Origin of the sequence: Erwinia sp. JUb26, assembly GCF_003751505.1 — a bacterium.
GTDB lineage: Bacteria > Pseudomonadota > Gammaproteobacteria > Enterobacterales > Enterobacteriaceae > Erwinia.
Genome location: NZ_RJVB01000001.1, coordinates 540,431 through 560,423 on the forward strand (window position 1 = coordinate 540,431; position 19,993 = coordinate 560,423).

The 19,993-nt window shown below is 58.5% G+C and carries 18 protein-coding genes; 10 read left to right on the forward strand and 8 right to left on the reverse strand.

Translation table 11 applies throughout. The features are described from left to right. The first annotated feature begins 2 nt into the window (after positions 1 to 2). The 3 genes from sfnG to rluF all read left to right on the forward strand — a co-directional run bounded on the left by sfnG (position 3) and on the right by rluF (position 3,525). Entirely contained in the window at positions 3 to 1,094 is a 1,092-nt protein-coding gene (gene sfnG / locus EC836_RS02530) for a dimethylsulfone monooxygenase SfnG (RefSeq protein WP_123329835.1), read from the forward strand. Continuing rightward, positions 1,087 to 2,484 carry an FAD/NAD(P)-binding protein gene (locus EC836_RS02535; RefSeq protein ID WP_123329837.1) on the forward strand — a complete coding sequence of 466 codons (1,398 nt, stop codon included), beginning with the start codon at positions 1,087 to 1,089 and terminating at the stop codon, positions 2,482 to 2,484. The genes sfnG and EC836_RS02535 overlap by 8 nt, the downstream gene beginning before the upstream one ends. Before the next feature lie 159 nt (positions 2,485 to 2,643). Continuing rightward, positions 2,644 to 3,525: a 23S rRNA pseudouridine(2604) synthase RluF gene (rluF, locus tag EC836_RS02540; protein ID WP_123329839.1), complete on the forward strand. Its 882-nt coding sequence runs from the start codon at positions 2,644 to 2,646 to the stop codon at positions 3,523 to 3,525. Here the strand turns inward: rluF and EC836_RS02545 are convergent. Together EC836_RS02545 and EC836_RS02550 are read right to left on the reverse strand one after the other, a co-directional pair. Next, entirely contained in the window at positions 3,522 to 4,538 is a 1,017-nt protein-coding gene (locus tag EC836_RS02545; RefSeq protein WP_123329841.1) for a substrate-binding domain-containing protein, read from the reverse strand. The two genes, rluF and EC836_RS02545, sit on opposite strands and share 4 nt — an antisense overlap. 91 nt (positions 4,539 to 4,629) lie before the next feature. Next, the gene (locus tag EC836_RS02550; protein WP_123329843.1) at positions 4,630 to 6,129 is read right to left on the reverse strand and encodes a PTS transporter subunit EIIC; all 1,500 of its coding nucleotides are present in this window, start codon (positions 6,127 to 6,129) and stop codon (positions 4,630 to 4,632) included. 308 nt (positions 6,130 to 6,437) lie between these two features. On the opposite strand from EC836_RS02550, the gene EC836_RS02555 reads away from it, so the two are divergent. Beyond that, the gene (locus EC836_RS02555; protein WP_123329845.1) at positions 6,438 to 6,947 is read left to right on the forward strand and encodes a hypothetical protein; all 510 of its coding nucleotides are present in this window, start codon (positions 6,438 to 6,440) and stop codon (positions 6,945 to 6,947) included. A gap of 52 nt (positions 6,948 to 6,999) precedes the next feature. Here the strand turns inward: EC836_RS02555 and EC836_RS02560 are convergent, their stop codons facing one another. Together EC836_RS02560 and aldA are read right to left on the reverse strand one after the other, a co-directional pair. Beyond that, positions 7,000 to 7,947, reverse strand: coding sequence for a sulfonate ABC transporter substrate-binding protein (locus EC836_RS02560; RefSeq protein ID WP_123329847.1), 948 nt, complete (start codon positions 7,945 to 7,947; stop codon positions 7,000 to 7,002). Between the two features lie 184 nt (positions 7,948 to 8,131). Continuing rightward, complete coding sequence (aldA, locus tag EC836_RS02565; protein ID WP_123329849.1) at positions 8,132 to 9,571, reverse strand: aldehyde dehydrogenase; 1,440 nt, start codon at positions 9,569 to 9,571, stop codon at positions 8,132 to 8,134. A gap of 381 nt (positions 9,572 to 9,952) precedes the next feature. On the opposite strand from aldA, the gene rhaT reads away from it, so the two are divergent. Continuing rightward, positions 9,953 to 10,987 carry an L-rhamnose/proton symporter RhaT gene (gene rhaT / locus EC836_RS02570; RefSeq protein ID WP_123329851.1) on the forward strand — a complete coding sequence of 345 codons (1,035 nt, stop codon included), beginning with the start codon at positions 9,953 to 9,955 and terminating at the stop codon, positions 10,985 to 10,987. A gap of 39 nt (positions 10,988 to 11,026) precedes the next feature. On the opposite strand, the gene rhaR is transcribed toward rhaT, so the two are convergent. Beyond that, a complete protein-coding gene (gene rhaR / locus EC836_RS02575) occupies positions 11,027 to 11,896 on the reverse strand; it encodes an HTH-type transcriptional activator RhaR (RefSeq protein ID WP_123329853.1) in 870 nt (289 codons plus the stop codon). An 11-nt stretch (positions 11,897 to 11,907) separates the two neighbouring features. Further along, positions 11,908 to 12,732, reverse strand: a complete 825-nt coding sequence (rhaS, locus tag EC836_RS02580; RefSeq protein ID WP_123329855.1) for an HTH-type transcriptional activator RhaS — start codon at positions 12,730 to 12,732, stop codon at positions 11,908 to 11,910. A gap of 300 nt (positions 12,733 to 13,032) precedes the next feature. Here rhaS and rhaB point away from each other — a divergent pair, with 300 nt between their 5' ends. From rhaB to rhaM, 4 genes are read left to right on the forward strand one after another with little or no spacing between them, the layout of a single operon-like run. Then, complete coding sequence (gene rhaB, locus EC836_RS02585; protein ID WP_123329857.1) at positions 13,033 to 14,505, forward strand: rhamnulokinase; 1,473 nt, start codon at positions 13,033 to 13,035, stop codon at positions 14,503 to 14,505. After that, positions 14,502 to 15,758 (forward strand): L-rhamnose isomerase, encoded by a 1,257-nt coding sequence (locus tag EC836_RS02590; RefSeq protein ID WP_123329858.1) that lies wholly within the window; start codon positions 14,502 to 14,504, stop codon positions 15,756 to 15,758. Before rhaB ends, EC836_RS02590 begins: the two co-directional genes overlap by 4 nt. Positions 15,759 to 15,768: 10 nt before the next feature. Then, the gene (gene rhaD, locus EC836_RS02595) at positions 15,769 to 16,611 is read left to right on the forward strand and encodes a rhamnulose-1-phosphate aldolase (protein WP_123329860.1); all 843 of its coding nucleotides are present in this window, start codon (positions 15,769 to 15,771) and stop codon (positions 16,609 to 16,611) included. Then, positions 16,601 to 16,915 carry an L-rhamnose mutarotase gene (gene rhaM / locus EC836_RS02600; RefSeq protein WP_123329862.1) on the forward strand — a complete coding sequence of 105 codons (315 nt, stop codon included), beginning with the start codon at positions 16,601 to 16,603 and terminating at the stop codon, positions 16,913 to 16,915. Before rhaD ends, rhaM begins: the two co-directional genes overlap by 11 nt. 133 nt (positions 16,916 to 17,048) lie before the next feature. Here rhaM and EC836_RS02605 read toward each other — a convergent pair whose 3' ends face one another. Further along, positions 17,049 to 17,606 (reverse strand): NAD(P)H-dependent oxidoreductase, encoded by a 558-nt coding sequence (locus EC836_RS02605; RefSeq protein WP_123329864.1) that lies wholly within the window; start codon positions 17,604 to 17,606, stop codon positions 17,049 to 17,051. Between the two features lie 125 nt (positions 17,607 to 17,731). Here EC836_RS02605 and EC836_RS02610 point away from each other — a divergent pair, with 125 nt between their 5' ends. Continuing rightward, positions 17,732 to 18,640: a LysR family transcriptional regulator gene (locus tag EC836_RS02610; protein ID WP_123329866.1), complete on the forward strand. Its 909-nt coding sequence runs from the start codon at positions 17,732 to 17,734 to the stop codon at positions 18,638 to 18,640. 69 nt (positions 18,641 to 18,709) lie between these two features. Here EC836_RS02610 and EC836_RS02615 read toward each other — a convergent pair whose 3' ends face one another. Beyond that, positions 18,710 to 19,894, reverse strand: a complete 1,185-nt coding sequence (locus EC836_RS02615) for a sugar transporter (RefSeq protein ID WP_123329868.1) — start codon at positions 19,892 to 19,894, stop codon at positions 18,710 to 18,712. Between the last annotated feature and the right edge of the window lie 99 nt (positions 19,895 to 19,993).

Genomic DNA, 19,993 nt, shown 5'->3' on the forward strand with positions numbered 1-19,993 from the left:
CAATGAGCCAACAACCTATTCAATTCGCCTACTGGGTGCCGAACGTGTCCGGCGGCCTGGTGATCAGCAATATTCCGCAGCGCACCAGCTGGGATTTTGACTATAACCGCAAGCTGGCGCAGATTGCCGAGCGCGCCGGGTTTGACTATGCGCTAACCCAGATCCGCTTTACCGCCGGATACGGCGCGGATAACCAGCACGAATCGGTCAGCTTTTCGCAGGGCCTGCTGGGCGCGACGGAAAAACTCAAAGTGATTGCCGCGCTGCTGCCCGGTCCGTGGAACCCGACGCTGGCCGCCAAGCAGATCGCCACCATCAGCCATTTGAGCAACGCGCGCATCGCGGTCAACGTCGTCAGCGGCTGGTTCCGTGGCGAATTCAAAGCCATCGGTGAACCGTGGCTGGATCACGAAGAGCGCTACCTGCGCTCGGAAGAGTTTATCCGCTGCCTGAAGGGCATCTGGCAGGAGGAGAGCTTTACCTTCGCCGGTGATTTCTACCGCTATCGCGACTATTCGCTGAAGCCCAAACCGCTGTCGCCGCGCCCGGAAATTTTCCAGGGCGGCAGCTCCCGCGCCGCCCGCGATATGGCCTCACGCGTATCGGACTGGTACTTCACCAACGGCAACACCGTGGACGGCATCCGTCAGCAGGTGGAGGATATCCAGCGCAAGGCGGCCTATAATCAGCACCAGGTCAAAGTCGGCGTTAACGGCTTTGTTATCGCCCGCGATAGCGAGGAAGAAGCGCAGCAGGTGCTGCAGGAGATCCTCGACCACGCCAACCCGGACGCGGTCAAAGGCTTCCAGCACGAGGTGAAAAATGCCGGCAGCGCCTCACCGGAGGGCGAAGGCAACTGGGCAAAATCGACCCTGGAGGATTTGGTGCAGTACAACGACGGCTTCAAAACCAACCTGATCGGCACGCCGCAGCAGATCGCCGAACGCATTATCGCGCTGAAGGAGGCGGGCGTGAGCCTGATGCTGCTGGGCTTCCTGCATTTCCAGGAAGAGGTGGAGTTCTTCGGTCGCGAGGTGATCCCGCTGGTACGCGAACTGGAGCGGCAGAAAGAGCGGGAACTGGCGCATGGCTGATCGCCATATCGTGATCGTCGGCGGCGGCTTCAGCGGCACCGCGCTGGCTATCCATCTGGCGCGCGGCGGTCGTGCCGGGCTGAAGGTCACGGTGATCGAACCGCGCGAAGGCGTGGCGCAGGGCGTGGCCTACGGCAGTCGCGATCCGGCGCACCGCATTAACGTGCCCGCCGATCGCATGCAGTTGACCGCTGCGGAACAGGGCGACTTCGACCGCTGGTTCCGCGCCTCGGCGGCTTATGCCGAGGATCCGGCGGCGCGCTGGCAGGACGGGCGGGTTTATCCGCAGCGCGGCCAGTTTGCCGCCTGGATCGCCGGGCTGTTTGCCGAGGTGCAAAGGGAATCAGCGGTGGATTTGCGCCATCTGCGCGACCGCGCCGTGGCGCTGGAAAACGGTGAAGTCGTTACCGCAGGCGGTGAACGACTGCGGGCAGATGAGCTGGTGCTGGCGATCAGTCATCCGCCGCCCGCGCTGCCGCGTGCAATCGCGCTGGCGCTGGAAGGGCATCCGAGGCTGATTGCCGATCCGTGGCGTCACAACGCGCTGGCGGATATCGCGCCGGATGAATCCATCGCGATTATCGGCAGCGGTCTGACCATGGCCGACACCGTCGCGACGTTACACCGTCACGGGCATCGCGGGTCGATCGTCGCTTTCTCCCGGCGCGGGCTGCTGCCGCGTTCCAATCTCAGCGGCAGCTTTGAGCCGAGAGCGCTGGATTATGCGTCGCCTCAGCCGGACACCGCGCTCGGCTGGCTGCGACGTATTCGCCGCGAGGTGAACGCGGCCGCCGAAGAACGGCTGCCGTGGCAGCTGGTGCTGGATGATGTTCGCGTAAACGGCCAGGCGATCTGGCAGCGGCTTTCGCTGTCCGAACAGCGGCGTTTTCTGCGCCATCTGCGACCATGGTGGGACGTTCACCGCTACCGCATCGCTCCGCAGGTCAATGCGGTGCTGGAGCAGTGGCAGACCAGCGGTCAGCTGGCGGTACTGGCCGCACGCCTGAAAACCGTGACGGCGGAAGGACGCGCCATCCGGCTGGCGTTGCAGCCCCGGCGCGGCGCGCCTCGCACCCTGAAGGTTGATCGGCTGATCGTCACCACCGGTCCGGCGCACGGCGGGCTGCTGCAAAGCGATGCGCTGCTGCACCAGCTGGCGCTGGACGGCGTAATCCAACCGGACGAGCTGGCGCTGGGTATTAAGGTGAATGGCCGTTCGCAGGCCGTTAACCGCTTTGGCGCACCGAATCTGCATCTCTGGGTGGCCGGCCCCGCCGCGCGCGGCCGCTTCGGCGAACTGATGGGGCTGCCGCAGGTGGCCGAGCATGCCGAAAGCGTTGCCAACCAGCTACTGGCTGGCTCCAACGCCGCTGACGGTTCCGGGTGTTAAGCCTGCTTTTTGCGTATTATTAAAGCGCGGTATTCCGCGCCGTGTGCCGAAAAAACGGCCCGACGGCCGCGGAATGCCGCGCTTTCGACAAAATCTGCATTTTTTACTCCAGGCTTGCCCGGCGGTAAGGTATAGTCCGCTTTTTTGCACGGGGGTAACATGCTGACCAACTCATCCACACGTCTTAATAAATACATCAGCGAAAGCGGTATCTGCTCTCGCCGCGATGCCGACCGCTATATCGAACAGGGAAATGTTTTCATCAACGGCAAGCGCGCCACGGTGGGCGATCGGGTGTCGGACGGTGACGTAGTTAAAGTGAACGGTCAACTGATTGAACCCCGTGATGCCGAAGATCTGGTGCTGATTGCACTGAACAAACCGGTGGGTATCGTCAGTACCACCGAAGACGGCGAGAAAGACAACATTGTCGATTTCGTTAACCACAGCAAGCGCATATTCCCGATCGGGCGACTGGATAAAGACTCGCAGGGGCTGATCTTCCTGACTAACCACGGCGACCTGGTGAATAAGATCCTGCGCGCCGGGAACAACCACGAGAAAGAATACCTGGTCACCGTCAACAAGCCGGTTACCGAAGAGTTTATTCGCGGGCTGGGTGCCGGAGTGCCGATGCTGGGCACGGTGACCAAAAAATGTAAGGTGAAGAAAGAGTCGACCTTCGTTTTCCGCATCATTCTGGTTCAGGGGCTTAACCGCCAGATCCGCCGAATGGCCGAGCACTTCGGCTATGAAGTCACCAAGCTGGAACGTACGCGCATCATGAACGTCAGCCTGAAGGGCGTGCCGCCGGGCGAATGGCGCGATCTGACCGATGATGAGCTGATCGACCTGTTTAAGCTGATCGAAGACTCCAGCTCGGAAGACGCTACGGCCAAAAAATCTCCGCCGAAATCCTCACCGCAGAAAAAGCCGGCGGCCAAACCGGCATCTAAACCCGGCGAGAAAAGCGCGGGTGCAGCTGCTGCTGCCGGGCGTAAGCGCTTTGCTCAGCCGGGACGTAAGAAGAAAGGTCGCTAGGCTGATTGTTGGATTACCAACTGGCCGGAAAGGGTGATGCGCTGGGTTTGCAGCTCCGGCTCTTTCAGCCTGCGCATCATCAGTCCCGCGGCCTGGCGACCGGTCTCCTCACTGGCTGAGGAAACATAGGTAAACGACGGCGAGGTGAGATTAACGTGCAGCATATCCTCAAAGCCAATCAACGCCACCTGCTGGGTGAGGAACACGTCCTTACCGACGGTGCGCCCCACCTGATGAATGCCGCCGATCGCGCCAATGATCGCCGTCGGCGAATGGCACAGCAGCGCGGTAATGGTGTTGTTCTTTTCCAATAGCTGGCGGGTAGCCAGGCTGACCGAATGGGTGCTTTCCTGGCAGGCGGGCGTGAACTCATCGCGCAGCGCCAGCCCGTTCTGCTTTAGCGCGCCGTGCATGCCCAGCAGACGCTGGTGGCGCACCCGATCGTTTTCCATCCCGCCGATATAGGCGATGTTGCGGTGCCCGCGATCGATAAGATAGCGAATTGCCATGCTGGCCGCCTGGCGGTTATCGCGCATCACCAGGTTGCAGGGCTGTTCCGGCAGTGCCTGCGAGACCACCACCAGCGGCAGCGGACACTGGCAAATTTTTTCCGGCAGGCGGTCGGTGGTCGCATCACTGGCCAGATAGATCACGCCCGCCACGCCCTGCTGTTTGAAGGAGAGCAGGCAGCGCTCGAGGTGCTGCTGGTCATCCTGCGGCTGGCCGAGAAACGCCATAAAGCCCTCACGCTCCAGTTCCTTGACGATGCTGGCCATCACCTTAATAGAAAAGCTGTCGCTGAAATCCCGCAGGATCAGCCCAATCAGGTTTGAGGTACTGGAGCGCAGGTTTGCCGCGGCGACATTATGCACGTAGCCCAGCTCATTTATCGCCGAGTGGACGCGTTCGATGGTCGCTTCGGAAATTTTTCCCTTCTGGCGCAGCACCAGAGACACGGTTGAGACGGAAACGCCCGCCAGTTTAGCGACATCAATAATGCTGACCTTTTTCAAACGCGCTCCCTGAAACACCAGAATAATCAGACAGAAACAGTAAAGCCCCCCGTAAAGATACGGGAGGCTTAGCTACCTTAACAGCACCGGGCTATTTGCCAAGCGTTGTTGACATCGCCTGGGCAATAAACTGCGCGCGTGCGCCGAAAATCACCTGTACGCCCTTGTCGCCAACGAACACCACGCCGCGTGCGCCCACGCCGTTCAGCCCCTCTTTATCCACGCGATCGCCGTTGAGCACTTCGATACGCAGGCGGGTGATACAGGAACCGACGGAATCGATATTTTTCGCTCCGCCCAGCAGGCCAATAATCTCGCTGACCAGTTCGTCATCGGTTTTATCGCTGGCATTGACCGAGATTTCCGTGCGGCCCGGCGTTTTCACGTCAAAGCGGCGGATCACAAAGCGGAAGGTGAAGTAGTAAATCAGCGCCATCGGCACGCCAATCATCACCGCGCTGAGGAAGTTGGTCTGATATCCGTTAAACGACGGCAGGATGCCGAAGGAGATGTAGTCGATCAGCCCGGCGGAGAAGGACTTGGCAATATGCGCATGCAGCAGATACATACACATGTAGGCCAGACCGGCCATGATGGCGTTGAAAACGTACAGAATCGGTGCGACGAAGATAAAGGTGAACTCAACCGGTTCGGTAATCCCGGTCAGGAAACAGGTCAGCGCGGCGGAGAACAGGATACCGGCGGCAATCTTTTTGTTTTTGGTATGCGCCTCGTGGTACATCGCCAGGCAGGCGGCGGGCAGCGCGAACAGCATCAGCGGAAACTCACCCTGCATAAACTTACCGGCGTTCTGATAGGTGCTGCTGCTGAAGGATTTGGTGCCTTCTTCCAGCATTTTGAACCAGATGGTCTGGTCGCCGTGGATCACCTGACCGGCCTGCGTGGTGTAGTCGCCGAAAGAGTACCAGAACGACGGATACCAGATATGGTGCAGGCCGAGCGGGATCAGCGCGCGCTCCACCAGACCAAAGATAAAGGTCGACGCGGCCTGGTTATCACCGTTGACGATCACCGACAGGGCATCGATCCCCGCCTGAATATGCTGCCAGACATAGGGCAGCAGCAGGCCGAGGATAAACGACATAAACGCCGTCGCTATCGCCACAAAGCGCTTACCGGAAAAGAAGCCGAGGAATTCCGGCAGCTGCAGCGTATGGAAGCGGTTATAGCACCAGGCGGCGAGAATACCGCAGATCAGCCCACCGAAAACGCCCATTTGCAGGGTCGGGATGCCGACCACCATGGCATATTTTCCGCCCTGCGCCGCCATTTCTGGCGTAATTGACAGCACGGTGCCGATGGTGATGTTGGTAATAAACACCGAAACGGCGGCGGAAAGGGCAGCGATACCCGATTCCGACGCCAGGCCCACCGCCGAACCGATGGCGAACAGCAGCGGCAGGTTGTCGAAGATCACCCCGCCCGCGTTCATCATCAGCGGCAGGTGGAACTTATCACCGAATGCCAGCAGCAGACCGGCGGCAGGCAGCAGTGAAATTGGCAGCATAAGCGCGCGGCCAATCATCGACAGCTTTGATAGCGATTTAATAAACCCTGATAACAGTCCCATCCCGATTTCCCCCGATTACCGACCATTATTCTGCGCAGATGATGCGCTATTGTTGTGAGTAGAACGTTTTAGTAGAACGTTCTACCTATCGTGAGAGAAGGTGCCCTGTTGTGCAACAGAATTCAGAATTTCGGGCATACGAATTTGTGATTGTTTGAAGGGGATCCTGTTTCACGCCAGTTAAATGATGCTCAGGCCGTTCACGTCACTCTGAGATGCTGAATGAGAAACGGCTGGACGAGTTGTGCGGCATAGAGCAAAATTTTAGCTTAATTGTATTACCGTCAACCCCCACTCTGGTCTGAAGCATGCACGCATTCTCAAAATACGTTTTTTATTCCACATTGATTCTTTACGTCCTGACGTTACTGACCGTGACCTATGTTGGTGTTTATTTAACCTACGTGGCCGTGCCGGTTATTGTCATTTCCGGTTTGTTGATGAAGTTATCTGCTAAAAAACAGCAGGAGCCCGGCCCGGTTTCCAGCACGGTGTCCAGCGTGTTATCCAGTACCAACGCCGGTCTGGCGCAGGTCAATGAAAGTCTGCACTGGTACAACGAGAAAAACAGAATCATCGGTGAAAAGACGGAGTCGCATAATCAGCGCATCCACCAAATAAAAATGGAGATGATCGAGCCGGAGGTGCAATTAAAATATGAACGCAATCCTGAGAACATAAAAGCACTGGAGGCGCGGCTGGAAAGTATGGAAAAGCAAATCGACGCGATCGCGTTACAGAAGGAGGCCATCAGAATGGCGGTAGAAATCGACATTGCGCGCCAGAGACGCATGGGAAAAGGGGTGAGTGCGCCATAACCGCCTTTGCCGGGCATCGCTGCCCGGCATCTCTAACCATCGGCAATAAAAATTACTTATCCAGCGACCAGGTTGCGCTGCTGACGTCCACTTTCACCGGCAGCAGACCGATCTGGGTAAATTTATCCGCCAGCGCCTGCTGTTCGGCAAAGACCTTCGGGGTCATGCGCTCTGCGCCGTACGGCATTCTCGCCAGCGCCCGCTGCCAGATCGGTTCCGGCAGGCCGGTCGAGGTGGAAAGGATCTTCGCCGCCTCCTGCGGATGGCCGTTCGCCCACTGGCTGAGCGTGCCTAACTCATCCACCACCTGCTTCGCGGTTTGCGGCCAGGTATCGGCAAATTTACGGCTGGCAAGATAGAAGGTGTAGTGCGGTACCAGCCCTTCGGCGTTCTTCACCAGTCGGGCTTTGGCATTGGTTTCCACCTCAGACAGGAACGGGTCCCAGATCACCCAGGCATCCACCGCACCGCGCTGAAATGCGGCGCGGGCATCCGCCGGAGGCAGATAAACCGGGGTGATATCTTTGTAGCTCAGTCCGGCATCTTCCAGCGCGCGAACCAGCAGATAGTTAACGTCCGAGCCTTTATTCAGCGCCACGCGCTTGCCTTTCAGATCGGCAACCGATTTCACCGGCGAATTTTCAGGAACGACAATCGCTTCCGTTTTTGGGTTCGCCGGAGAGTGGCCGAGGTACACCAGATCGGCTTTCGCCGCCTGGGCAAAGGTTGGCGGGGCATCGCCCGTGGCGGCCAGATCGATGCTGCCGACGTTCAGCCCTTCCAGCATCTGCGGACCGGCGGGGAATTCCACCCACTTCACCGCGATCCCCTGTTTTTTAAACTGTTCATCCAGCGTGCCGCGATATTTCAGCAGGGCAAAGATGTTGGCTTTCTGATAGCCGATATTCACCGTTTCCGGCAGTTTTTCCGCTGCGGTAGCCGAAACGCTGGTGGCAATTACCAGGCCGCTAATCAGGCCGCTAAGAAGTGCTTTGTTCATGTTATTTCCCGAAGTGATAAGCGCTGTCAGAAAAACATATCAAAATGCATGAAGGCGGCTTAGCGAGTTGATCTGATAACGATATGCGGCAGGAACATAACGCTGCAGAAATACAACAGCGGCATGAGGGCATAAAGCGTGGAGCGGCAGCGTCTCGTCGGTGGAGACGCCGCGCGGCAGTGAATTACTGATATTGCAGATAGGCAACGTGGGTTTGCAGATACTCTTCCAGGCCGTGACGCCCGTCGGCACCGCCGATGCCGGATTTACGCCATCCGGCATGGAAGCCCTGCATCGCCTCGAAGTTTTCGCGGTTGATATAGGTTTCGCCAAACTTCAGCTGCTTCAGCGCCTGCATGGCAGTATTCAGGTTCTGCGTAAAGATTGATGAGGTCAGGCCGTACTCGCTGTCGTTGGCCAGCGCGATCGCTTCCTCGAAGGTGCTGAACTTCATCACCGGCAGCACCGGGCCAAACGTCTCTTCCTGCATGATGTTCATCTTCTGGCTGACGTTGGTCAGCAGCGTGGGTTCGAAGAAGAACCCGGTGCTGCCCGCACGTTTGCCGCCGGTGACCACCGTCGCGCCTGCCGCTACCGCATCGGTGACCTTCTGCTCCACGCGCTGCAGGGCAGCGGCGGTGATCAGCGGACCCATATCCAGCCCTTTTTGCTTGGCAGGATCGCCAAAGGTAACCTGCTCAAACGCGGCGGTCAGGCGCTTCACCACCTCATCGTAAACGCCCTCCTGCACGTAGAGCCGTTCGGCGCAGTTGCACACCTGCCCGGTGTTGATCATGCGTGAGGCAACGATGGCCTTCACGGCCAGGTCTAAATCGGCATCGTTCATCACGATAGCCGGGGCTTTGCCGCCCAGCTCTAACGATACCCTGGTGACGTTCTGCGCCGCCGCCTTCATGGTGGCGATCCCGGCGTTCACGCTGCCGGTCAGGCTGACCAGCCCGACTTTCGGGTTGGCCGCCAGCTCCTGGCCAATGACCGGGCCGTAGCCGGTCACGAGGTTAAACACCCCGGCGGGCAGGCCGATCTCATTGACGATTTCAGCGAAGATAATCGCGTTGTTGGGCGTCAGCTCGCTCGGTTTGATCACAATGGTATTGCCGGTCAGCAGCGCCGGGGCCGCCTTGCGGGCGATCAGGAAGAACGGAAAGTTCCACGGCAGGATCCCGGTGGTGACGCCAATTGCCTTTTTGAACACCAGGATGTTTTCCTGCGGGCGGTCGCTTTGCACGATCTCACCCTCGTAGCGGCGCGCCCACTCGGCCATATAGTCGAGGTAGTCGGCGGTAAAAAACACCTCGGTTTCGGCCAGTTCCTGCGTTTTACCGCCTTCGGCAACGATCGTCGCGGTCAGTTCCGCCGCACGCTGGCGCACGCCCGCGGCGATTTTACGCAGCCAGTTGCCGCGCTCGATGGCCGGCAGCGCCTCCCAGCCCGGCTGTGCATCAGCTGCGGTGTCAATGGCGCGCTGCGCATCCTCAACGCTGCCTTCCGGGATGCGCGACAGCAGCGCCTCGGTGGCCGGGTTGATCACCTCTATCCAGCGGTCGGAACGATTCTCGACAAACTGACCGTTGATATACATTTGTTGCTGAACTGGGTTCATGGCTGGTTCTCCGTGACGCATTTTTTATCGGTGTGTTAATTAACAGCAGAATAACTGTTACAGGTCTTAGAAAGTGCTACAGCCGAGGAGTAATCACCTTGATCTGGCTGCCAGCAATGAGAGACGGGTGGCAAAAACGAAAAGAAGCAGATGCCCGATCTGGCATTTTTACTATTTAGTGATAATTATGAGCAACTTAACGAAAATCCGGGTGGATGTGGCCGCCGGACATCAGATGAGCGAATTGTGATCGAAGTCGGCTGAAGGCGCTGAATTTTGCCAGATCTGCCGCCGGTGGGGCAGCCAGCGTAAGGTTGCCCGGTGGCGCTTATCCGTAGACTCCTTCGTCATACAGGGCAAACAACAACGAAGGTAAACAAAATGAGTGAAGCCATTCTCTCGGGTATTCTGTGGCATCTGGTCGGTGCAGCCAGCGCCGCCTGCTTTTATGCTCCATTAAAGAAGGTCCGCAACTGGTCGTGGGAAACCATGTGGTCGGTGGGCGGTGTGATGTCGTGGATCATCCTGCCGTGGGCAATCAGCGCCATGCTGCTGCCCAGCTTCTGGGGCTACTACAGTTCGTTCTCTCTCTCCCAGTTGATGCCGGTGTTTCTGTTTGGCGCGATGTGGGGCATTGGTAACATTAACTACGGTTTAACCATGCGCTACCTCGGCATGTCGATGGGCATCGGCATTGCCATCGGCATTACGCTGGTAGTCGGCACGCTGATGACGCCGCTCTTACAGGGGCGCTTCGTTGAGCTGTTCAGCTCTACCGGCGGTCGGCTGACGCTGCTCGGCGTGCTGGTGGCGCTGGTTGGCGTGGCGATTGTTTCCCGCGCCGGGCTGCTGAAAGAGCGGGCGATGGGCATTGCGGCGGAAGACTTTAATCTCAAGAAAGGTCTTGTGCTGGCGGTGCTGTGCGGTATTTTCTCCGCCGGTATGTCATTCGCGATGGACGCGGCGAAACCGATGCACGAAGCCGCCGCCGCCGCGGGTATTGACCCGCTGTACGTGGCGCTGCCGAGCTACGTGGTGATTATGGGCGGCGGGGCGCTGATTAACCTCGGCTACTGCTTCATTCGCCTGGCCACCAAATCGAACCTGTCGGTCAAAGCCGACTTCTCGGTGGCAAAACCGCTGCTGTTCGCTAACATCGGCCTGTCGCTGCTCGGCGGCACGATGTGGTATCTGCAGTTCTTCTTCTATGCCTGGGGCCACGCCCGCATACCGGCGCAGTATGATTTCGTCAGCTGGATGCTGCATATGAGCTTCTACGTACTGTGCGGTGGCCTGGTGGGCCTGCTGCTGAAAGAGTGGAGCAACGTCGGGCGCAGGCCGGTACGCGTGCTGAGCGTGGGCTGCGTGGTGATTATCCTTGCGGCTAACATCGTGGGGATGGGAATGGTGTCATAGCGTTATCGTGACGTTGTCACAAAAAGGCTGGCCTCCGGGTCAGCCTTTTGCATTATGCAGGCGCTGCGCCTCGCCGCTGCTGATAAAGCGCTGACGCCAGGCGCTGGGCGTGAAGCCGGTTTCACGGGTGAATACCACCGAGAAGTAATTACTGTCATCAAACCCGCAGCGCGAGGCGACTTCGCCAATCAGCAGATCGCCGCTGCGCAGCAGGTATTTCGCCTGGCACAGCTGCAGCTGGCGCAGATAGTGACCAATAGTCATGCCGGTTTGCTGGCGGAACAGCTGCTTGAGCGCCCGCTCTGACAGGCGATGCTGCTGGCAAAACGTGGCGAGATCGAACGGGCTGGCGATATGGCCCTGAAGCGCCGCCATCAGCAGATCCAGCTGTTCGCCCTCCGGCAACTGCCACGGCAGATCGGAGGCGTAGCGATGGCGCTGTAAAATGAGCGCCAGCTGCAGGAACAGCGCTTCGGTCAGCTGTCTTGAAAGCAGGTCGCTTTTGCGGCTTTCCACTTCCAGCTGCTTAATCACCCCGCGCGCCAGCGCCATCCCGCGGGTGGTCAACCGCCAGCATCCTTCGTGGCGGGCGGGCAACAGCTGCTGCCAGTCCAGCGCCAGCTGGAAGCGTTCCGGGCAGTAGATAATATTATCCAGCACCAGATCCTGCACCGATTCGTAGCTGTGGCAGTCGTCGGCGTGCAGATAAAAGATATCCCCGCAGGTCACCGGCCAGGGACGATCGTTCATCACGTGAAGGCCGTTACCGCGCCAGACCAGCACGATCTCATTAAACTCGTGAACGTGGGGCGGAAAGGAGGGCTGCGGCGTGCGTTCGGCCACCGCAACCGGCATCTGTTCGGCGGGAATATAGTCGGCTTTGGCCAGCCGCAGAGGGGCAGTCACCATGCATGTCCTTTTCAGTCATTTTGCCGCAGTGTACGCGGTGAGCAGCCAAACTCGCGTTTAAACAGCGTAGAAAAGTGATTGCTGTCACCAAAACCGCAGTGGAAGGCAATATCCGTCACCCGCATCTCACTGTGGCGCAGCAGGTGGCGCGCCTCCAGCAGACGCAAACGATTGAGGTAGCGCTGCGGGGTACTGCCGGTCTGCTGCTTCAGCTGGCGATGCAGCGTGCGCAGGGACAGCGAGAAGCTGTCCGCCAGATTTTCCCAGTCAATCTCTTCGCTGTAGTGCTCGGCCAGCCAGTCGAGCAGCGCGCGCAGGCGGCCATCCTGATCGTCGCCCTGCGCGGCGCTGCAGCCCTGTTGCAGCAGCACCAGCAGCTGCATAAAGCGCATTTCCTGCTCCGCCTGTCCAGCGATGCCCGCACGGTGCGGGGAATTAACCAGCCCCTCGATCAACTGTCTGGCCTGGGCCAGCACTTTATTACCGATGCGCCAGTGCGAGGGGTAAACCCCATCGTGCTCGGCGGGCAGCAGGTGCTGTAGCCCAGTAAGAAAACGGAACGACTCCGGCCCGCGAAACAGCACGTTGGTCAGCGTCAGATTCTCCGTTTGCTCATACATATGGCGGTCATGATTACGCACGAAGCACACGCAGCCGCTGCACAGCGGCTGCGACTGGCCGTTGAAGACGTGGATCCCGGAACCCTGTTCGACGATGACAATTTCGTGAAAATCATCGTGATGATGCTCCGGGAACGCCCCCTGCGGCGCGCGGGGTTCGATAGCCACCGGGCTGTGCCCGGAGGGGAAAAAATCGGCGCTGTGTAACACGGTCATGATGGTTTCCTCGTAACATGCCTGCAACAGAGTGTACGAAGCCGTGAGCGCTGCCACCTTGAATTTTTGACGTTAAATCCCCGCCATGGCGCTAATTTTTAAAGAAACGACGGGAAAGATTGAGAATTGCGGCAGGCATCACATCCCGCCCTGCCAAGGGGACAGGATGCGAAAATGTGAACTGCTTCACGTTCATCTTTGCCATCCTGCCAGCAGGGGAAATCCGCTGGCAGTAACAAGAAGGTGGCGAAACTACGCTGTTTTACACTGGTGACATTGAATCATCAGGAAGTAAATCAAATGACTGTTCGTCACCTTGTGGCTATTGACCTTGGCGCATCCAGTGGTCGCGTGATCCTGGCCCGCCACGATCTACACAGCCAGAGCATCACCCTCGAAGAGGTGAGCCGCTGTGTGAATCAGCTGGTCACCGTCGATAATCATCAGTGCTGGGATCTGGATGCGCTGGAAGCGTTTATCGTTGCCGCGCTGGAGAAGCTCGATCGCCGGGGGATCCGGGTTGACAGCATCGGTATTGATACCTGGGGCGTGGACTATGTGCTGCTGGACGAGCAGGGCGAACGTGTGGGGCTGCCGATCGCCTATCGCGATGAACGCACCCACGGCGTGATGACCGAGGCGGCCCGGGAGCTGGGCCACGACGCTATCTATCAGCGCACCGGCATTCAGTTTCTGCCGTTTAATACCCTTTATCAGCTGCGCGCGCTGTGCCGCGATAACCCGCCGGAACTGACCCGCGTGGCACATGCGCTGCTGATCCCCGACTATCTGCACTTCCGTCTGACCGGAAAGCTGAACTGGGAATACACCAACGCCACCACCACCCAGCTGCTGAACATCCGCAGCGGCGAGTGGGACCGCGATCTGCTGAACTGGACCGGGGCAAATCCGGCGTGGTTCGGTCTGCCGTCGCAGCCGGGGCGCGAGGTGGGGCACTGGCACAGCCCGTCAGGAAAGGCGATTCCGGTGATTGCGGTCGCCACGCATGATACCGCCAGTGCGGTACTGGCGGCTCCGCTGGCCGATGCGCAGGCCGCGTATCTCAGCTCGGGCACCTGGTCACTGATGGGCTTTGAGAGCCGAGAGCCGTTTACCTCGAAGGCGGCGCTGGCCGCCAATATCACCAACGAAGGCGGGGCCGAAGGCCGCTATCGGGTGCTGAAAAATATCATGGGGCTGTGGCTGCTGCAGCGTGTTTGCGACGAGCTGGCGATTGACGATCTCTGCCAGCTGATTGCCGATGCCGAACGGCAGCCGGTTTGCCAGTGGCTGATCAATCCCAATGACGATCGCTTCCTGAATCCGGCCAGCATGGTGCGTGAAATTCAGGACGCCTGCGCCGAACAGGCGATGCTGGTACCGGCCACGCCCGCCGAGCTGGCCCGCTGTATTTTCGACAGCCTGGCGCTGTACTACCGGGAAGTCCTGCAGCAGCTGGAACGCCTGCGCGGCAGGGCGTTCAGCCAGCTGCATATCGTCGGCGGGGGCTGTCAGAACCAGTTTCTTAACCAGCTATGCGCCAATGCCTGCGGCATTCCGGTGTATGCCGGGCCGGTTGAAGCCTCCACGCTCGGTAATATCGGCTGCCAGCTGATTGCCGCGGGCGATGTGGCGGACGTCAGCGCCTTCCGCCAGCTGATTACCCATAATTTCCCCCTCATTCGTTTTGATTCCCAGGGCAGTGAGGCGTTTCGCCGCAGTCAGGCACGCTTTCAGTCACTGACCCACTCAGATAAGGAGCTATGTATATGACCCAGGCTATTGAACAGGCCTACGCGCTGGCGAAGCAGCGCTTTGCCGATATCGGTATTGATGTGGAAGCCGCGCTGGCGCAGCTCGATCGCTTACCGGTTTCCATGCACTGCTGGCAGGGTGATGACGTGCGCGGTTTTGAAAACCCGCAGGGCGCGCTGACCGGCGGCATTCAGGCCACCGGTAATTACCCGGGACGCGCCCGCAGCGCGGACGAACTGCGTGCCGACCTGGAACAGGCCATGGCGCTGATCCCCGGCCCGAAACGCCTCAATCTGCACGCCATCTATCTGGAAAGCGAGCAGGCGGTGGATCGCCATGAAATCAAACCCGAGCATTTTGCCGGCTGGGTGGCGTGGGCGAAGCAGCAGAAGATCGGGCTGGATTTTAACCCGACCTGCTTCTCGCACGCATTAAGCGCCGATGGTTTTACCCTGGCCCATGCCAACGCTGAAATTCGCCAGTTCTGGATCGAACACTGCAAGGCCAGCCGCAAAATCTCTGCCTGGTTTGGCGAGCAGCTGGGTACGCCGTCGGTGATGAATATCTGGGTGCCGGACGGCATGAAGGATCTGACGGTGGATCGTCTGGCACCGCGCCAGCGCCTGATGAATTCGCTGGACGAGATCATCAGCGAAAAACTGAACCCGGCGCACCATATCGACGCCGTGGAAAGCAAGCTGTTCGGCATCGGTGCCGAGAGCTACACCGTCGGCTCCAACGAATTCTGCCTCGGCTACGCCGCCAGCCGCCAGACCGCGCTGACGCTGGACGCCGGGCATTTCCATCCGACCGAAGTGATTTCCGACAAGATCTCTACCGCCATGCTTTACGTACCGCGCCTGCTGCTGCACGTCAGCCGCCCGGTGCGCTGGGACAGCGATCACGTGGTGCTGCTGGATGATGAAACCCAGGCGATCGCCAGCGAAATTGTCCGCCAGAAGCTGTTTGACAAGGTGCACATCGGCCTGGACTTCTTCGATGCCTCCATCAACCGCATCGCCGCCTGGGTCATCGGCACGCGCAATGCGAAAAAAGCGCTGCTGCGCGCGCTGCTGGAGCCGGTCGATCGGCTGAAAAAACTGGAAGTCGAGGGCGACTACACCGCCCGCTTGGCGCTGCTGGAAGAGCAGAAATCCCTGCCGTGGCAGGCGGTCTGGGAAGCCTGGTGCCTGCGCCATGACGTCCCGGCGGGAGCCGGCTGGTTAGGCGACGTCCGTCATTATGAACAACAGATTCTCAGCCAACGTTAAGGGTAAACACATGCATCATATTCTAAATTCCTGGTTCATCCGGGACATGGTCAAAGCAACCAGCGATATGTGGCTGAAGGGCTGGGACGAGCGCAATGGCGGCAACGTCTCGCTGCGCCTGCTGGACGAAGAAGTGCAGCCGTTCGCCGCTGATTTTTACGCCGAACCGCGCACGCTGGAGCTCAGCCAGCCCGCGCCGGAGCTGGCAAACTGCTGGTTCCTGGTCACCGGATCCGGCAAGTTTTTCCGCAACGTGCAGCTCGATCCGGCCGACAGCCTGGTGCTGCTGCGCGTCAGCGCCGACGGCCAGGCCTACACCATTCACTGGGGGCTGAGCAACGGCGGCGTGCCGACCTCCGAACTGGCCTCGCACTTCCAGTCGCACAGCGTGCGAAAAAAAGTCTCCAACGGGGTGGACCGGGTGATTATGCACTGCCACGCCACGCACTTTATGGCGTTGAGCTACGTGGCCGAGCTTAACGCCGCCAGCTTTACCCGCCTGCTGTGGGAAGGCAGTACCGAATGCCTGGTGGTGTTCCCGGACGGCGTGGGTATCGTGCCGTGGATGGTGCCGGGCACCGACGGCATCGGCACCAAAACCGCCGAGCAGATGGCCTCACACACGCTGGTGATGTGGCCATTCCACGGCATTTTCGGTACCGGCCCGACGCTGGATGAAACCTTTGGTCTGATCGACACTGCCGAAAAATCGTCTGAGGTGGTGGTTAAAGTGCTGTCGATGGGCGGGATGAGGCAGAGCATTACCACCGAGGAGCTGGTCGCGCTGGGTGAGCGTTTCGGGGTTAAACCGTGGGCGGCAGCGCTGGAAGCGAAGCATTCTCATGTTGCGTAAGGCGTTTGTCATGCAGGTCCATCCCGATAAGCATCGGGAGTATCAGCAGCGGCACAGCCCAATCTGGCCGGAGCTGGCGCAAACGCTGAAGGATCACGGGGCGCAGAATTACAGCATTTTCCTTGATGCGTCGCGCAATCTGCTGTTTGCGTATGTGGAGATCGAATCCGAGGCGCGCTGGAATGCGGTGGCAGAAACGGAAGTGTGCCAGCGCTGGTGGCGGTCGATGAGCGAACTGATGCCGTCGAATGCGGACCACAGCCCGGTCAGCAGCGAGCTGACGTCGGTGTTTCACCTGCCGTAAGGTACGTTTCTCAACATCATAAAGAGCAAAAGCCCCTGAATCAGGGGCTTTCTCGTTTTTTTCGCTAACGCGGGATGTTGATTTCGCCGTTAATTCTTCGCGAGGTTAACGTCTTATACACTGGCAGCTGCTTTTAACTCAGCGCCTTGATAGCCGCAACCAGCCGCGCGGCATGTTCCCTGGCGGCCTCCTTCTGTTGATGAATCTGGCTTTGCTCAATACGCGATAAATAACCCACACCGCAGGTGTAAATCGGCGGCAGCAGGTCCAGATTGCACAGCTGCGCGGTGGTCCTGAAAGGCAAAAGATACGCGTCTAAGGGATGTCCAAACCATCCTTCCGGGGCGAAGTCCGCTTCCTGCGCGCCGGTGGTAAACGACAGCAGCAGCTTTTTCCCGTTCAGCTGGCTGGTGGAACCGTGCGAGAAGCCATACAAAAACACCTCATCGATCCACAGTTTCATCAGCCCGGGAAGGGCATACCACGATAACGGAAACTGCCAGACAATCACATCCGCCTTCAGTAAGGCCTGCTGTTCTGCCGCAATATCAAACCGGTAATCGGGATACAGCGCGTCGAGATAGCGGATTTCCGCTTCCGGCAGCGCGGTGGCGACCGCATCAAGAATGGTGGCGTTGGCGATGGATTCGTTCAGGTTCGGATGCCCTGAGATAATTAAAGCCCTGGTCATAGTGCCTCTGTTTTCAATGAGTGACGGATAATTCCCTTGCCCTGTCGGCTGGCGGTAATTTAGGACAATCGTCGAAGGCGGAGTAGACTACTTTCATCACCTGAACTGTTAACTCAAAGTTAATAATGGACACGACAACCTACGGTCAGCTGGCGGTATTTCATACCATTGCGCGTGAGCAAAGCATTTCGGCGGCGGCGCGCAAGCTCGGCGTCACCGTGCCTTCGGTGAGTAAATCTCTCCGTCTGCTGGAACAGAAAACCGGCGTGCCGCTGTTTGCCCGCACGACACGAAAAATCAGCCTGACCGAGACCGGGCTGGCGCTGCTTAGCGGAACGGAAAGTGCAATGGCCGAGCTGGATCTGGCGCTGGAAGAGGTGCTGAACAGCGGCGGTGCGCCGTCCGGCCCCGTGCGAATTACGCTCCCCCGATTTGCCTGGCAGCTGATCCTGCAACCGCTGCTGGCCGAGTTCTATGGCACCTATCCGGACATTCAGCTGGAGGTGTCGGTCAATGACGGCAGCGTCAGTCTGGTGGAAGAGGGATTCGATCTGGGTATTCGCTTCGGCAACGCGGTGAGCGAAGGGATGGTGGCCCGGGAAATTTTTCCGCCGTTCAGGCTGGGGCTTTATGCGTCAGAGGAGTACCTTGCGCGCAACGGCATGCCAGCCGCACCGGACGAGCTGGTGAAACACCGGTTAATCACCTATCGCTTCGGCACCTCGAAACGCATCTCTAAGCTGTTCCTGCAGGATAACGGCGTGACGATATCACCCGATATGGATAACGCGATGATTTGCAATGATATTGATGTCATTCGCGATGCCGTATCGGAGGGCATCGGCATTGGCCGACTGTTCGAACCGCTGCGCGATAAAATGTCCGGCTATGAACATCTGAAGCCGGTGCTGAAAAACTTCTGGCCGACTTTTCCAGCCGTGTATCTGTACTATTTGCCAAGAAGCCAGCGCGCGAAGAGAGTCCGGGCGACCATTGATTTTATTGTTGAGCGGCTAAACGCGAAAAAGGGATAGAAAAAGCCCCTGATGGTGTATTGCCAGTCAGGGGCTTTTCGTTTTTTATCGTTAACAGGGTGTACTGAGTTAGCCGTTAATTCGCAGCTGCGGGTAACGCTTCATGCTCCACGCGCACCAGCACAGCGACAGCACGCCGATAGCGCCACCGACATAGCCAATGCTGGCCATATTCAGATGCACGCTGACCTGGCTGCCCAGCAGCGCGCCACCGCCGATACCGATATTATAAATACCCGACAGCAGCGACATTGCCACATCGGTGGCGTCCGGGGCCAGCGCCAGCACACGTACCTGTACCGCCAGGCCAATAACCATCATCGCCATGCCCCAGATGATGCACAGGGTGGAGATCGCCAGATCGTGCGTGGCGGCCAGATACAGCGACAGCATACACACGCTGATTAACAGTATCGCGCCGAGTAAAAAGCTGGCCGGATATTTATTACCGAACAGGCTGAACAGAACACTGCCAACGATGCCGGCGGCACCGAAAATTAACAGCAGGAAGGTGGTAAAGCCTCCGCTTAATCCGGCGACGCTCTGAATAAATGGCTCAATATAGCTGTAGGCCGTGTAATGCGCGGTAACGGTTATCGCAATCAGTAAATAGAGCGATACCAGCGCCGGGCGACGGAACAGCATCGGCACGCTCTTTAACGATCCGGTATGCTCACTCGGCAGTTTTGGCAGCAGCTTGAACAGCAGGGCCATGGTGATCATCGCCGCGACGCCAATCACCGCAAAGGTCATACGCCAGCCCAGCAGCTGGCCGATCATGCGGCCGAGCGGCAGGCCCAGCACCATCGCCAGCGCCGTGCCGGTCGCCAGCATACTCAACGCCTGCGTTTTTTTACCGGACGGTGCCACGCGGATGGCCAGCGAGGCGGTAATCGACCAGAAGATGGCGTGCGAGAAGGCGATACCAATGCGGGAGGCCACCAGCGTGGTGAAATCCCACGCCACGGACGACAGCGCATGGCTGACAATAAACAGGGTAAAAATCACCATCAGCAGGAAACGACGCTCAACGTTGCGCGTTAAAAGCATCATCGGCAGTGACATCAGTGCCACTACCCAGGCATAGATGGTCAGCATCAGGCCAACCTGCGATGTCTGCATTGAGAAGCTTTCGCCAATATCAGACAGCAGGCCGACAGGGACAAATTCGGTGGTGTTAAAAATAAACGCAGCAATAGCCAGCATAACCACGCGTAGCCATGCGGTCTTACGAGAAACAGTGTTTGGATGCATTATTGAAGTTAACGATGTGTTGATGAAGTGTTAATCCAAATTATGGATCATAAATTTAGTAGGGATATTGTCTTTTATTTATGTGACAGATGAAACAGA

Coding starts and splice junctions, on each gene's coding strand:
- sfnG (WP_123329835.1), top strand. CDS start 3: ATGAGCCAACAACCTATTCAATTCGCCTACTGGGTGCCGAACGTGTCC.
- EC836_RS02535 (WP_123329837.1), top strand. CDS start 1,087: ATGGCTGATCGCCATATCGTGATCGTCGGCGGCGGCTTCAGCGGCACC.
- rluF (WP_123329839.1), top strand. CDS start 2,644: ATGCTGACCAACTCATCCACACGTCTTAATAAATACATCAGCGAAAGC.
- EC836_RS02550 (WP_123329843.1), bottom strand. CDS start 6,129: ATGGGACTGTTATCAGGGTTTATTAAATCGCTATCAAAGCTGTCGATG.
- EC836_RS02555 (WP_123329845.1), top strand. CDS start 6,438: ATGCACGCATTCTCAAAATACGTTTTTTATTCCACATTGATTCTTTAC.
- EC836_RS02560 (WP_123329847.1), bottom strand. CDS start 7,947: ATGAACAAAGCACTTCTTAGCGGCCTGATTAGCGGCCTGGTAATTGCC.
- aldA (WP_123329849.1), bottom strand. CDS start 9,571: ATGAACCCAGTTCAGCAACAAATGTATATCAACGGTCAGTTTGTCGAG.
- rhaT (WP_123329851.1), top strand. CDS start 9,953: ATGAGTGAAGCCATTCTCTCGGGTATTCTGTGGCATCTGGTCGGTGCA.
- rhaR (WP_123329853.1), bottom strand. CDS start 11,896: ATGGTGACTGCCCCTCTGCGGCTGGCCAAAGCCGACTATATTCCCGCC.
- rhaS (WP_123329855.1), bottom strand. CDS start 12,732: ATGACCGTGTTACACAGCGCCGATTTTTTCCCCTCCGGGCACAGCCCG.
- rhaB (WP_123329857.1), top strand. CDS start 13,033: ATGACTGTTCGTCACCTTGTGGCTATTGACCTTGGCGCATCCAGTGGT.
- EC836_RS02590 (WP_123329858.1), top strand. CDS start 14,502: ATGACCCAGGCTATTGAACAGGCCTACGCGCTGGCGAAGCAGCGCTTT.
- rhaD (WP_123329860.1), top strand. CDS start 15,769: ATGCATCATATTCTAAATTCCTGGTTCATCCGGGACATGGTCAAAGCA.
- rhaM (WP_123329862.1), top strand. CDS start 16,601: ATGTTGCGTAAGGCGTTTGTCATGCAGGTCCATCCCGATAAGCATCGG.
- EC836_RS02605 (WP_123329864.1), bottom strand. CDS start 17,606: ATGACCAGGGCTTTAATTATCTCAGGGCATCCGAACCTGAACGAATCC.
- EC836_RS02610 (WP_123329866.1), top strand. CDS start 17,732: ATGGACACGACAACCTACGGTCAGCTGGCGGTATTTCATACCATTGCG.
- EC836_RS02615 (WP_123329868.1), bottom strand. CDS start 19,894: ATGCATCCAAACACTGTTTCTCGTAAGACCGCATGGCTACGCGTGGTT.